Genomic DNA, 13,195 nt, shown 5'->3' with positions numbered 1-13,195 from the left:
GAGCGCGGTAGCCCCTCGGTCATTGATGAGTTAATCAGATACCACTGATGCCCCGCGGGTTTTAGGATGGCTGAACGCACTGTCTGCGCACCATAGCGAGGATTTGAGATGCAATCACAGGAACAGGGTCTGATCGATGGACTGTTCGACCGCCTCAAGCAAGCGCAAGCCAGGGATAGCAAGCGAGACCCACAAGCGGATCAGCTGATCCGCCAGCATCTGGCCCAGCAGCCCGATGCCCCCTACTACATGGCCCAGGCGCTGCTAATTCAGCAGGCAGCCCTTACCCGCCTCAACGATCGAGTCAAGGAGCTGGAGGCCAGCCAGAACAGTTCGAGCGGCGGCAGTTTTCTCTCCGGCCTGTTTGGTAGCGAGAGCAGCACGCCCCCGCGCTTTACGCCGCCACCGGCAACCGCGCCTGCCCAGCCCGCGTCCCGTGCCAGCTCCTTTTTAGGGGGCGCCCTGCAAACCGCAGCCGGGGTTGCCGGTGGCGTGATGCTGGCCGATATGATCGGCGGACTGTTTCACAGCAACCGGCCCGAGGAGATCATCGACATAATAGAGCCAGCGCCCATCGCCAATCCGGTCGATGCGGAACCGGTACGCTGGGACGGCTGGGATTCACCTCCCGATGTTGGCAGCAGTTTTCTCGACGACGATAACCTGAGTGGCGGCTGGGCCGACAGTGACGATAACAACGGCGGTTTCTTCTGACCGTCAAACCATTACTGGCCCCGCATCTGGCGGGGCTCAACTCGATACGAAACCCATGACTATGGAAAGTGTGATGACACCACGGATCGGCAGCGGCATGACGCGATATACTCAGCGCGCTTCGTGCCACCCGGGAACAACTCCCGACCCCAGGCGCTCTGTCCGTGGCCACGCAACACCCCCATGACGACAAGGAGCCACCTCATGATCCGAACCCTGCTTTTGACCGGTGCCGCCATTGCGGCCTATGCCCTGACCCAGAGCCACTCTCTGCTTCCCCTGCTCAGCCTGCTGGCCCTGCTTTCGCTCTGGGTTGTCAGTGAAATTGGCAGCTTCTATCGCACGCTTCCTCCCGCCGTGCTGGATGAGCAGGAGTATCACCACGACTTCTAACCGGATGAAAAATGGTGTGAAACTGTCGAGATGCCGTTAGTTCCATACCGTTTTGCTCTCTGAAATCAACCGGCTATAACAACAGGATCCACTGGGTTCGTGGCGATAGCAGCCATGTTCCTCTATATCTTCTGTACTCAAACAGGAGATAACCCATGAGGCACATCAGCGAAAACGGACTGTTTTTGCTGCTTTTTTTGTCGTTGTTACTGGCAGGTACGCCGCGGGCGATGGCACAAGGCAGGGATTTCAGACAGGCTCCCAAGGCGCTAACAGCGATCAAGCAGGGTCAAGTTGCCCAGCAACACGGTCATCTGCAAAAAGCCATCGCCCTCTATTGCGTGGCCGCCAGTACCGGCAACCCGGAAGGATATTTCCGGATCGGTCGCCTGCTCGCCACCGGCCCAGCCTCGGTGCGCAGCGCCAAGCTGGCTAACAGTTATCTCGCCATGGCAATGCGCCTTGGCAACCAGCAGGCCAGCCGCTACTACAACCCGCGGGTCGGCAATGCCCCCATGGGCGATCAGTGCGGTGTCGGCATGCGCGGCGGACAAGGGAGTTATTCCGCCTTGCCCAGCACACAGTTCAATGTCGAGGCATATCTGGCACGCCAGTCACCGGGCAAACAGAAGCTGGTCACCATGCTGCGTCACGCCGCCAAACACCATAAGGTGGATGCCCGGCTGGTACTAGCGATTGCCATCGCCGAATCCAATCTCAACAGCCGTGCCGTTTCCCCCAAGAATGCCCAAGGGCTGATGCAGCTGATCCCCGAAACCCAGCAACGGTTCGGGGTAACCCGGCCATTCGATCCAGCCCAGAACATCAAGGGTGGCGTCAGTTATCTCAAATGGCTGGATCGCCGCTTCGATGGCGACTGGGTACTGATCTCGGCAGCCTACAATGCCGGGGAAAAAGCGGTGGAACGCTATGGCGGGATCCCACCCTATGACGAAACACAGGAGTATGTAAAACGGGTGCTCTACTTCGCTGGCCACAAGCAGCCCTGAGGCCATTCATCAGCATGTCCGTTACTGACAAAACACGCACCAACATTGCGCAACCGTTTTCCTTTCGGTAGGATCCGGCGCTTTCTCGCCAGCCCTACATGTAGCCCATGAATATCATCAAACGCTGTTCGCGCCTGCTCACCCTCTTTGCCCTCCTCTCCTCCAGCGTGATGGCGGCCACCCCGGCCCCCATCCTGATCCAGGGGGCGATGGACGTCGAAGTCGAAACTCTCGTTGCCGCACTGAAAGACAAGACGGAGCTGACTGTGGGGGCCTGGACATACTGGCAGGGTACTATCTCGGACTATCCGGTGGTCATCTCCCGCACCGAGGTGGGTCTGGCCAATGCCGCTGCCGCCACCACGTTGGCGATTGAGCGTTTCAAGCCGCGTCTCATCATCAATCAGGGTACGGCAGGAGGCCATGATCCGGCACTGCACCGGGGCGATATCGTTATCGGCACCAAGAGCTTCAACATGGGAGCCTATCGCAGTGACCTGATGCCCGCCGAGCAAGGCGTCGATCCGAGCAAATGGCACAACTTCGAGGTCACCATGCGTCTGCGCGATAACGGCAAGCTGGTGGAGCACAGCTCGTTCGCTGGCGATCCCGAGCTGATTGGCCGCGCCCTCGGTATGGCCGATCGCTATCGCCACGGCCGAGTAGTAGGCGGCATCATTGGCACCGCCGATGAGTGGAACCGACAGGTAGCGCGCATCAACTGGCTGCATCAGACCTACCAGACCGCCGCGGAAGAGATGGAAACCTCCTCCGCCGCCCTAGTGGCTGAGGCCTACAAGGTACCCTTTGTCGGCATCCGGGTACTCTCCAATACCGATCTCCACGGTGAAGAGTTTGACCCGCAGACTGCCATCCACTGCCAGCAATTTGTCATTGATTACGCAAACGCGCTGATCAACAGTTTCCACAAGGCATAAGGCCCTATAAGAGGCCGTCATGACAGGCGGCCTATCTTCCCCCCCCCCCATCTTTGCCCCCCCTTGCCCATTGGTTTACAATCGGAACGTTTTTTGGAACCGGGTTGACCTGTGTCGACCTGGCCCCACCACGACATCAGTCTGTTAATGCCAAGACATTAACCTGCTGAAAAGGAAGAGAATTAGCCAATGGCTCAATTTATTTACACCATGAACCGGGTCGGCAAGGTAGTGCCGCCCAAGCGTCATATTCTCAAGAACATCTCCTTGAGCTTCTTCCCGGGCGCCAAGATCGGCGTGCTGGGTCTGAACGGCGCCGGTAAATCGACTCTGCTGCGCATCATGGCGGGCATCGACACCGAGATCGAAGGGGAAGCCCGTCCACAGCCCGGCATCAAGATCGGCTACCTGCCGCAGGAGCCGAAGCTGGAGCCGGAGCAGACCGTACGCGAAGCGGTCGAAGAGGCCGTTGGCGAGGTGAAACGCGCCATGGCCCGCCTAGACGAGGTCTATGCGGCCTACGCCGACCCGGATGCCGACTTTGACAAGCTGGCCCGCGAACAGGGCGAGCTGGAAGCCATCATCCAGGCCCAGGGCGGCCACAACATGGAAAACCAGCTGGAGCGCGCGGCCGATGCCCTGCGCCTGCCGGCCTGGGATGCCAAGATCAAACACCTCTCCGGTGGTGAGCGCCGCCGTGTGGCGCTCTGCCGTCTGCTGCTGGAAAAGCCGGACATGCTGCTGCTGGACGAACCGACCAACCACCTGGATGCGGAATCCGTGGCCTGGCTGGAGCGCTTCCTGCACGACTATGAAGGCACTGTTGTGGCCATCACCCACGACCGTTACTTCCTCGACAATGTGGCAGGCTGGATCCTGGAGCTGGACCGCGGCGAGGGTATCCCGTGGGAAGGCAACTACTCCTCCTGGCTGGAGCAGAAGGACGCCCGTCTGGCGCAGGAAGCCAGTTCCGAAGCGGCCCGTCGCAAGTCCATCGAGAAAGAGCTGGAGTGGGTTCGTCAAAACCCGAAAGGGCGTCAGGCCAAGTCCAAGGCCCGTATGGCTCGCTTCGAAGAGCTCAACACCAACGACTACCAGAAGCGCAACGAGACCAACGAGCTGTTCATTCCGCCCGGACCGCGCCTCGGCGACAAGGTGGTGGAAGTGGCCAACCTGCGCAAATCCTACGGTGATCGGGTGCTGATCGACGATCTGTCGTTTGCCATTCCGAAGGGTGCCATCGTCGGCATCATCGGCCCGAACGGTGCCGGTAAGTCGACCCTGTTCCGCATGATGTCGGGTCAGGAGCAGCCGGATTCCGGCGCCATCACCCTGGGTGAAACCGTGGTGCTGGCCTCTGTCGATCAGTTCCGCGACAGCATGGATGACAAGAAGACGGTCTTCGAAGAGGTCGCTGACGGTCAGGATATCCTGCGCATCGGCAACTACGAGTTCCCGAGCCGCGCCTATATCGGCCGCTTCAACTTCAAGGGTTCCGACCAGCAGAAGCGGGTTGGCGAACTCTCCGGTGGTGAGCGCGGTCGTCTGCACCTGGCCAAGCTGCTGCAGACCGGCGGCAACGTGCTGCTGCTGGATGAACCGACCAACGATCTGGATATCGAAACCCTGCGCGCCCTCGAGAACGCCCTGCTGGAGTTCCCGGGTTGTGCCATGGTCATCTCCCACGACCGCTGGTTCCTCGACCGTATCGCCACTCACATCCTGGACTATCAGGATGAGGGCAAGATCGAGTTCTTCGAAGGTAACTTTACCGAATACGAAGAGTGGAAGAAGAAGACCTACGGCGCCGAGGCGATCCAGCCCCATCGCGCCAAGTACAAGCGCATCGCCAAATAAGGCTGACTGCGTGTTGAGGGGAGCTCCGGCTCCCCTTTCTGTTGTCTTTTGGCTTACAATCCTAGACGGATGCCTTTGCATGGATGTAGCACGATGACGACCCCCATAGAGAAAAAACTCACCATCCAGATCCGGGTTGAACCGGGTTGTCTCGGGCCGGATGGCAAGACACATATAGAGACCTTCTGTGCCGCTGCTGCCAAGATTTTTGCCGCCGTGGAGCCCGAGCTGGTGAGCTGGGTGCTGATCCCCCGCTATGACAAGCAGCTGCCGGAGCAAGAGTTCTTTATCGAGGGGCGCAAGCTGACCGAAGAGCAGGCAAGCCTGTTTCTGCGCCGCTTCGGCCGTGAACTGGGTGAAGTGCAAGACCGGCTCGACTCGGTGCTGGCCCAGCTGGTCGAGCGCTACTTCAAAACCCTTTAAGCCTCCAATTTTCGATAAAAGGTTCTCTGCTGAGAACCTTTTTTCATGCTCAAAAAGCAAACGTTTGAATTTTTACTCTATTCATTGATCTGCTTCGCAGATCCGGGGTTTGTAAACGGCGCCGCCTGTGTAAAAATGTGCGCGCTGTCACGGTATCAGGACGAGTCTGGTTACTTAACCGCCAGAAACAGGGCAATTTACCCCGCATGGATGGGATAGCCCGTTCCCCTGCTGCTTATTTCACGTCACCTATTGGAATCCAACATGAATCAACAACACCAAGCTGCCAATCAGGCCGCCGGGCAAGGATTGCTTGAGCGCCTGTTTGCCCTGCAAGGCCATGGCACTACCGCCCGCACCGAAGTGATCGCCGGTATCACCACCTTCCTGACCATGGTCTATATCGTGTTCGTCAACCCGCAGATCCTCTCTGCTGCGGGCATGGACACCCAGGCCGTGTTCGTCACCACCTGCCTCATCGCCGGTATCGGCAGCATCCTGATGGGCCTCTTGGCCAACCTGCCGATCGCGCTGGCCCCCGCCATGGGCCTTAACGCCTTCTTCGCCTTCGTGGTGGTTGCAGGTATGGGCTACTCCTGGCAAGTGGGCATGGGCACCATCTTCTGGGGTGCCATGGGTCTGTTGATCCTCACCCTGCTGCGGGTGCGCTACTGGCTGATCGGCAACATCCCGCTCACCCTGCGGGTTGGCATCACCGCCGGTATCGGTCTGCTGATCGCCCTGCTCGGCCTGCACAACGCCGGGATTGTGGTCGCGAGCCCGGCCACCATGGTGACCGTGGGCAACCTCACCTCCCTGCCCTGCCTGCTGGGTCTGCTCGGTTTCTTCCTGATCTGCATCTTCTCCGCTCGCGGCGTCCACTCCGCCGTGCTGATCGCCATCGTGGTCACCACGGGTCTGGGCTGGCTGTTTGGCGATGTCACCTTCAAGGGCTTTGTCTCCATGCCCCCCAGCATCGAACCGGTGTTCGGCCAGCTGGATCTGATGGGATCGCTCGATATCAGCCTCGCCGGGATCATCTTCTCCTTTATGCTGGTCAACCTGTTCGACTCCTCCGGCACCCTGATCGGCGTAACCAACCGCGCCAAGCTGGCCGATGACAAGGGCCACTTCCCGCGCATGAAACAGGCGCTGATGGTCGATAGCGTCAGCTCCGTAGGCGGCGCTTTCATGGGCACCTCCTCGGTTACCGCCTTTATCGAGAGCAGCTCCGGCGTCGCCGTCGGCGGCCGTACCGGTCTGACCGCCATCGTGGTCGGCCTGCTGTTCCTGCTGGCTATCTTCTTCTCTCCGGTCGCCGCCATGGTGCCGGCCTATGCCGCCGCTGGCGCCCTTATCTATGTGGGCGTGCTGATGTGCTCCGAGCTGACCCGGGTGAAATGGGAAGATCTGACCGAAGCAGTACCGGCCTTTATGACCGCCGTCATGATGCCGTTCAGCTTCTCCATCACCGAGGGGATCGCCGTGGGCTTTATCTCCTACTGCGTGATGAAGGCGGGCACCGGCCGCTGGCGCGAGATCAACCCCTGCGTGCTGGTGGTGGCCCTGCTGTTCGTGCTCAAGTTCGTCTGGGTCGATAGCCACTGATAATGACCAGCGCAATCCGATGGGCTCCCGACAAGGAGCCCATTTTTATTTGCCGGATCATGCTTCTCGCCCCTGCGCTGTGACGCGGGGGCCTGACAGTGCTAGATTGGCAGCCACCATTTTGAACCGGCAGCGTTGTTAACCTCGTGTCGTTAACCATCTGTCGTGAACCACAAGGACGGCAACCGTGGCCCAGCACTCTCCCTCTTTCTCCGCCTTCTCCCCCCTACTGCAAGAACAGGCCGAGCGCCAATGGCAGCGACTGGTCGAGCTGGCCCCCGACTATGGCTCGCTGCCCGAGCCCGTTCGCCAGACCCCGCTGACCCTGCTCGGCCTCTCCGATTTTGTCGCCGACTCCCTCTTCAAACAGCCGGAGTTGCTGACCGAGCTGCTCGCCTCCGGAGATCTGGAGTGCTCCGAACGCTGGCCCGCCTACCAGCGCGATCTGACCGCCCTGCTCGCCGAGGTGAGCGATGAAGAGGCGCTCAAGCGCATCCTGCGCCAGTTCCGCCGCAGCCGCATGCTGGTGATCGCCTGGCGCGAGCTGCTGGGCCACTCTGAAGTGGAAGAGAGCTTTATCCATCTCACCAAACTGGCAGATGCCCTCATCTGCTCCGCTCGCGACTGGCTCTACGCCAAACAATGCAGCGAGCTGGGTACCCCGATGGACGGCAATGGCAACCCGCAACCGCTGCTTATCCTCGGCATGGGCAAGCTGGGCGGTGGCGAGCTCAACTTCTCCTCGGATATCGACCTTATATTCACCTTCCCCGAAAACGGCTACACGGTTGGCGGGCGGCGCGAGCTCGCCAACCAGCAGTTCTTTATCAAGCTCGGTCAGCGCATCATCAACGCCCTCCACCAGCCCACTCAGGATGGTCAGGTGTTCCGGGTCGATATGCGCTTACGCCCCTTTGGCGATGCGGGGCCGCTCGCCATCTCCTTTGCCGCCATGGAGGATTATTACCAGCACCACGGTCGCAACTGGGAGCGCTACGCCATGGTCAAGGCGCGGGTATTGGGCCCCCAATGCGAGCACGCGGTCGAGCTGGCCGAGATGCTGCGCCCCTTCGTGTTTCGCCGCTATATCGACTTTGGCGTTATCGACGGCCTGCGCCAGATGAAGGCGATGATCGCCGCCGAGGTGCGCCGCAAGGGGCTGGAGGGCAACATCAAGCTGGGGGCCGGCGGCATTCGCGAGGTGGAGTTTATCGCCCAGGCGCTGCAGCTTATTCGCGGCGGGCGCGAACCTGCGCTGCGGGTGCGTCACCTGCCCGAAGCGCTGGCCGCCATCGCCCAATGTGGCGCCCTCGAATCTGCCCATTGCGATCGCTTGCTGGATGCCTATCGCTTCCTGCGCCGAGTCGAGAACATATTGCAGGAGATCGGCGATCAGCAGACCCAGACCCTGCCCACCGAAGAGCGGGATCGCCAGCGGCTGATCGCCGCCCTCGGTTTTGCCGACTGGGGCGCCTTTATGGCTTATCTGGATGAGGAGATGGCCGCCGTCCATCAGGAGTTCGCCGCCGTGGTGGGGGAAGAGAAAGAGGCTCCCGCCCATCTGGAGCAGCTCTGGCTCGATCTCTGGCGCACCGAGCTCGATGCCGCCGAGCTGGAAAAATTGCTGACTGCGCAGGGGGTGGCCGAGCCCGCCACGCTCTGCGCCGCGCTGCTGCGTTTCAAGGAGGAGTACAAGCGCCGTCAGGTAGGGCCGCAGGGGCGCATCGCGCTGGACTGGCTGATGCCGGAGCTGCTGCGGCTGGTGGTCGCCAGTGAGCAACCTGCCCGCCTGTTCGAGCGGGTGTGTGAGCTGCTGACCCGCATCTTCACCCGCAGCGCCTATCTGCAGCTGCTGGCGGAAAATCCGGGCGCCCTGCGCCAGCTGGTGCGGCTGTGCGACGCCAGCCATCTGGTGAGCGAGCAACTGGCCCGCTACCCCATCCTGCTGGATGAGCTGCTCGATCCCCAGCACCTCTATCACCCCACCCCGCTCGATCAGTACAAGCCCCAGCTGCGCCAGTTCCTGCTGCGCATCCCCGAAGAGGACGTGGAGCAGCAGATGGAGGCACTGCGCCAGTTCAAGCAGGTGCAGCTGCTGCGCATCGTGGCGGCCGACATCGCCGGCGCCCTGCCGCTGATGAAGGTGAGCGACCACCTCACCTGGCTGGCGGAGGCGATCACCGAAGAGGTAGTCAATCAGGCGTGGGCCCAGATGAGCGAGCGCTACGGGGTGCCGCCTGAGGTGGCGGTGAGCGGCCAGCGCGGCTTTGCGGTGGTGGCCTATGGCAAGCTGGGCGGCATCGAGCTCGGTTACGGCTCTGATCTCGACCTGGTGTTTCTGCACGGCGGCGACCCCAACAGCTACACAGATGGTCGCAAGCCCATCGACAGCCGCCAGTTCTACCTGCGCCTCGCCCAGCGGATCCTGCACCTGTTCAGCACCCGCACCCCCTCCGGCATCCTCTACGAGATCGACATGCGGTTGCGCCCCTCCGGCGACTCCGGCCTGCTGGTCTCGTCGCTGTCGGCCTACGAGCAATACCAGCAAAACGAGGCATGGACCTGGGAACATCAGGCGCTGGTGCGGGCCCGCCCCATCTATGGCGATGACGCCATCGTTGCCGAGTTTGCCCGTATCCGCCGTGATGTGCTGGCCAAGGAGCGGGATCTGCCGACCCTGGCCCGCGAGGTGCGCGAGATGCGCCACAAGATGCGGGATCACCTGCTCAAGGCGGGGGCTGGCGAGTTCGACCTCAAGCAGTCCCCCGGCGGCATGGTGGATATCGAGTTTATCGCCCAGTATCTGGTGCTGGCCCACGCCTGCGGCGAGCCCGATGCCCTCACCCGCTGGTCCGATAACGTGCGCATCTTCGATGAGTGCGTGATGGCGGGGGTGCTGACGCTGGAGCAGGCGGAGGGGCTGAAGCAGGCCTATCTGGAGATCCGCAACCTCGGCCATCGCCTCAACCTCTCGGAGATCTCCCGCAAGGTGAGCGACGATCAGCTGCAGAGTGAGCGCAGCCATGTCCTCGGCGTCTGGCAAACCCTGCTGGGGGAGTAATTCCCGCCAGCGGCAATGAAAAAGGGCCCGCCTGAAGCAATTCAGGCGGGCCCTTCCCTATAGAGTTGCCAGGCCAATGCCTAGTCCGATACGACACTCACAGAACGGTCTCCACAATAAGAAAGAGCCCGCACGGGGCGGGCTCTGCATGGGGATAAAACGAAAGGCTGGGGCTATTTGAACAAGCCCTTGAGCAGCTGGTCAGCCACCCCTTTGACGGCTTCATTGTCGGCCTTGTCCCCCAGCAGCTTCTTGAGGCCGCGTTCGGCCTCCTTGCGGGCTTTATCCTCCAACAACTTGTTGTTGCTGAGCAGCGCCTTCACGTCGAGCTGGTAGCTGGGGGCTTGCCAGTGACCGCCGATCCGCACCGGAATGGTGATCTCCTTGAGCTCATCCACATCCTTCCCTCCCTGCCCCTTGCTGCTCTCGACGATGGAGGTAAGGAACAGGAAGTCGAGGCTTTCCGTCACCAGCGCAGTCTGCCCCTCCCCCTTGACCCGCAAGGCCGGGGCAAAGAGCTGGATGTCGTTGCTGCGGGCGACGCCATCGGCAATCTGGAAGCTGGCGGTCAGGGCGCTGAAGTCGGTCTTGCGCACCTCCTTCACCTGCTCGGCCCCCTTGCCGGTGAGGGTGGCCCGCGCCTCGCGGATCATCTCCGGCAGGTTGATGCCATGCAGGGCGCCGTCGCTCAGCTTCAAGGTCACCTTGCCCTGCATCCCGTTGCGCAGTGCCAGCACGGAGAGACCACGCCCCTGCACCTGCACATCGAGATCGCCCTTTCCCTCCAGCAGATCGCTCTGGGCCAGAGTCTGCAGCAAGGGACGAATGTTCACCCCAGTCACCTGCTTGTGCACCTTGTAGGTGGCGGGCTGCTGGCGTGCGTCGAGTACCCCGTTCGCGTTTACCTGACCGCCTGCCACGGTCGCGCTGAACTGTTTGAGCGTCAGCAGTCCCTTGGCCAGAGCCACCTGCAGATCGACTGCGCCAAGATCCAGCCCTTTCAGGCGCAGGCTGCCAAGTTGCAACCGACCATCCAGATCCACACCTTTGAGCGCACCCAGATCCGGTTCAACCGCGGAGAGTGCTTCGCTCTTGCCGGTTACCGCTTTATTGTCACTTGCAGCGGCACTGGAAGCACCGGCCGCCGGTTTGTCCTCTTTCGCCTGTGCGGTTGTGGTCGGTGCCGATTTGGCGAGCCATTTGTCGAGATCCAGCTTCTCCCCCTTGAGATCGAAGCTGATCGAGGGAACAGCGCCAAGCTGCACGGTTCCATCACCACTCAGCAGCGTCTCATCGGCACTCATCACCAGCTTACTCAGGGTAATCAACTGCTTGTCGATCTCGGCGCGGGCAAAGCCGGCCAGTTTCAGCTTCATCTGCGGGCGTGGCAGCGCATCACCTTCCAGCGCAGCCGTCAGCACCATATCGGAGAGCTCGGCCAGCTTCATCTCTTTATCGAGCCTTCCCTTGAGTGTTCCTTCCAGCGAGCCAGCCAGTGAAGCTTGCTGCCCCTCTACCTTGGCACCCTTCAGCGCCAACGTGAGGTTGCTCCACTCACCAAGGGCCAATCGGTCTCCCTTGATGGAGAAACTGTCGAGTCGCAGGGACGGGTCACTCAGACTGCCACTAAGGCTCAAGTCTTTCAGTTCACTGGCCATCACCTCCTGCGCCAGCTTGATTTGGGTCTGCCCTTTAACATCGAAAGCGAGCTTGTCGGCACTCCCCTTAGCGTCCAGCGTCACGGGTACCCACTGACCGGTGGCCAGCTGCCCCATATCGAGATCGAGGCGATCCAGTCGCAGCGACGTGCCGCTGCGATCATCCTGTACCAGCGCACTGGCCTGGGAGAGCGCGACCCCCTGCAAGCTGATCTGCCAGGGCTTGCTATCAGCGGTTGGCGCAGGGGTTGCGGGGACGACCGGTTCGCTTGCATCAGCAGCGGCATCTTTGATCAGTCCGCTCAGATTGGAGCTGCCATCCGCCTTGGTCTGGATAAAGAGATGGGCGCCACTCAGGGTCACCTTGCCGATCTCCATACGATGGGAGAGCAGCGGCAACAGGGCCACCGAGGCCTCGCCCTGCTCGAAACGAACCAGATCCGGTTCGGCAAAACCGGCCGGATTGCGCAGAGCGACCTTCTCCAGCGAGAGGCCGAGACTCGGCCAGAAACGCCAGTCAATCTCCCCCGCCATCACCAGTTCACGCCCAGTGCTCTTGCGCACCTGTTCAGCCAGTTGGGGCTTGAATTGATTAGGGTCGATAAGGCTTATCAACGTCACTATGGCCAGCAAGGCCGCCACGGCGATGCCGAGCAAGATGAGAACTATCTTCTTCACGATATGCTCCTTGAATCCGGATCCACTGCTGACTATACCACTCACCGTCTGACGAATGGCGCCTGCGGGACAAAAGCGGACAAGGATGAGACAGGGATGGTCGCTGCCAATCCCCATCATCATCAGCAGGGATCAGGCTTGCAAAGGGGATTGCTGCAGCAGCGCCATCGCGGTGCGCGTCGATTCGAAAGCAAAGCGGGACAAGGGGGTATCGCGGATCTTCAGCCACTGACAGGCGGCCACATCGTCAGCCGGCTGGATGACCGGTTTTTCACTCAGCTTGATGGCGAAAAAGGTGTCACAGGTGTGATAGGTGATGCCATCGTAGGGATAGATATTGGGGAATGAGCCAAGATAGGTAAAAGGTTGGGCGCTGACATTGAGCCCCAGCTCCTCCTGCAATTCCCGCACCAGCGCCCCCTCCAGCGACTCGCCGGGATCGACAAATCCGCCCGGCAGATCCAGCAACCCCTTGCCCGGATTGCCCGCTCTCACCGCAACCAGCACCTCGTCCTGCCAGCAAAGCGCCACCATCACCGCAGTCGCCACATTTTGGAAAAAATGAAAACCGCAGCCACAGCGAAACTCTTTAGGGCTGACGCTCTGCAGGGTTTGACCGCCGCATTTTGGACAAAACATGGGCTATCTCCGACGAAATAAAGCACCATTTTACGCTGTTGTGACCGTTTTTTATGAGTAAAACCGACGGGGAAGACTAGGCATTCAAAGGGAGAGGAATAAAACGGGACAATTATCAGGCGATTTGCTAATTTTCAGGCAATAAAAAACCCCGCTCGATGAGCGGGGTTTCTTGTATTGGGTGCCTGGCAGTGTCCTACTCTCGCATGGCGAATG

At 60.7% G+C, this 13,195-nt stretch carries 10 protein-coding genes; 8 read left to right on the top strand and 2 right to left on the bottom strand.

Translation table 11 applies throughout. The annotated features are described in order from the left end of the window. The first annotated feature begins 108 nt into the window (after nucleotides 1-108). From G5193_RS09300 to glnE, 8 genes are all read left to right on the top strand, one after another. Nucleotides 109-714 (top strand): DUF2076 domain-containing protein, encoded by a 606-nt coding sequence (locus tag G5193_RS09300; RefSeq protein ID WP_421173205.1) that lies wholly within the window; start codon nucleotides 109-111, stop codon nucleotides 712-714. 204 nt (nucleotides 715-918) lie between these two features. Next, a complete protein-coding gene (locus G5193_RS09295) occupies nucleotides 919-1,107 on the top strand; it encodes a hypothetical protein (protein ID WP_042054915.1) in 189 nt (62 codons plus the stop codon). Between the two features lie 155 nt (nucleotides 1,108-1,262). After that, on the top strand, nucleotides 1,263-2,117 hold the full coding sequence (locus tag G5193_RS09290; protein WP_421205862.1) for a lytic transglycosylase domain-containing protein: 855 nt from the start codon (nucleotides 1,263-1,265) through the stop codon (nucleotides 2,115-2,117). A 107-nt stretch (nucleotides 2,118-2,224) separates the two neighbouring features. Next, nucleotides 2,225-3,055: a 5'-methylthioadenosine nucleosidase gene (locus G5193_RS09285; protein ID WP_216951989.1), complete on the top strand. Its 831-nt coding sequence runs from the start codon at nucleotides 2,225-2,227 to the stop codon at nucleotides 3,053-3,055. Between the two features lie 189 nt (nucleotides 3,056-3,244). Beyond that, nucleotides 3,245-4,912 carry an energy-dependent translational throttle protein EttA gene (ettA, locus tag G5193_RS09280; protein WP_005338959.1) on the top strand — a complete coding sequence of 556 codons (1,668 nt, stop codon included), beginning with the start codon at nucleotides 3,245-3,247 and terminating at the stop codon, nucleotides 4,910-4,912. Between the two features lie 93 nt (nucleotides 4,913-5,005). Next, the gene (locus tag G5193_RS09275; protein ID WP_216951990.1) at nucleotides 5,006-5,335 is read left to right on the top strand and encodes a hypothetical protein; all 330 of its coding nucleotides are present in this window, start codon (nucleotides 5,006-5,008) and stop codon (nucleotides 5,333-5,335) included. A gap of 264 nt (nucleotides 5,336-5,599) precedes the next feature. Beyond that, entirely contained in the window at nucleotides 5,600-6,943 is a 1,344-nt protein-coding gene (locus tag G5193_RS09270) for an NCS2 family permease (RefSeq protein WP_005343409.1), read from the top strand. A 187-nt stretch (nucleotides 6,944-7,130) separates the two neighbouring features. Further along, on the top strand, nucleotides 7,131-10,004 hold the full coding sequence (gene glnE, locus G5193_RS09265; RefSeq protein WP_421205861.1) for a bifunctional [glutamate--ammonia ligase]-adenylyl-L-tyrosine phosphorylase/[glutamate--ammonia-ligase] adenylyltransferase: 2,874 nt from the start codon (nucleotides 7,131-7,133) through the stop codon (nucleotides 10,002-10,004). Nucleotides 10,005-10,177: 173 nt separating this feature from the next. On the opposite strand, the gene G5193_RS09260 is transcribed toward glnE, so the two are convergent. Both G5193_RS09260 and G5193_RS09255 read right to left on the bottom strand, forming a co-directional pair. Then, entirely contained in the window at nucleotides 10,178-12,340 is a 2,163-nt protein-coding gene (locus G5193_RS09260; protein WP_216951992.1) for an AsmA family protein, read from the bottom strand. A 132-nt stretch (nucleotides 12,341-12,472) separates the two neighbouring features. After that, the gene (locus G5193_RS09255) at nucleotides 12,473-12,979 is read right to left on the bottom strand and encodes an NUDIX domain-containing protein (RefSeq protein WP_421205860.1); all 507 of its coding nucleotides are present in this window, start codon (nucleotides 12,977-12,979) and stop codon (nucleotides 12,473-12,475) included. Nucleotides 12,980-13,195: the final 216 nt, after the last annotated feature.

The sequence above is a fragment of the Aeromonas sp. 601027 genome, assembly GCF_049174455.1.
In the GTDB taxonomy this organism is placed as follows: Bacteria; Pseudomonadota; Gammaproteobacteria; order Enterobacterales; family Aeromonadaceae; genus Aeromonas; species Aeromonas veronii_A.
The sequence above is the reverse complement of the archived record's forward strand: the minus strand, read 5'-3'. Positions and strand labels throughout refer to the sequence as shown.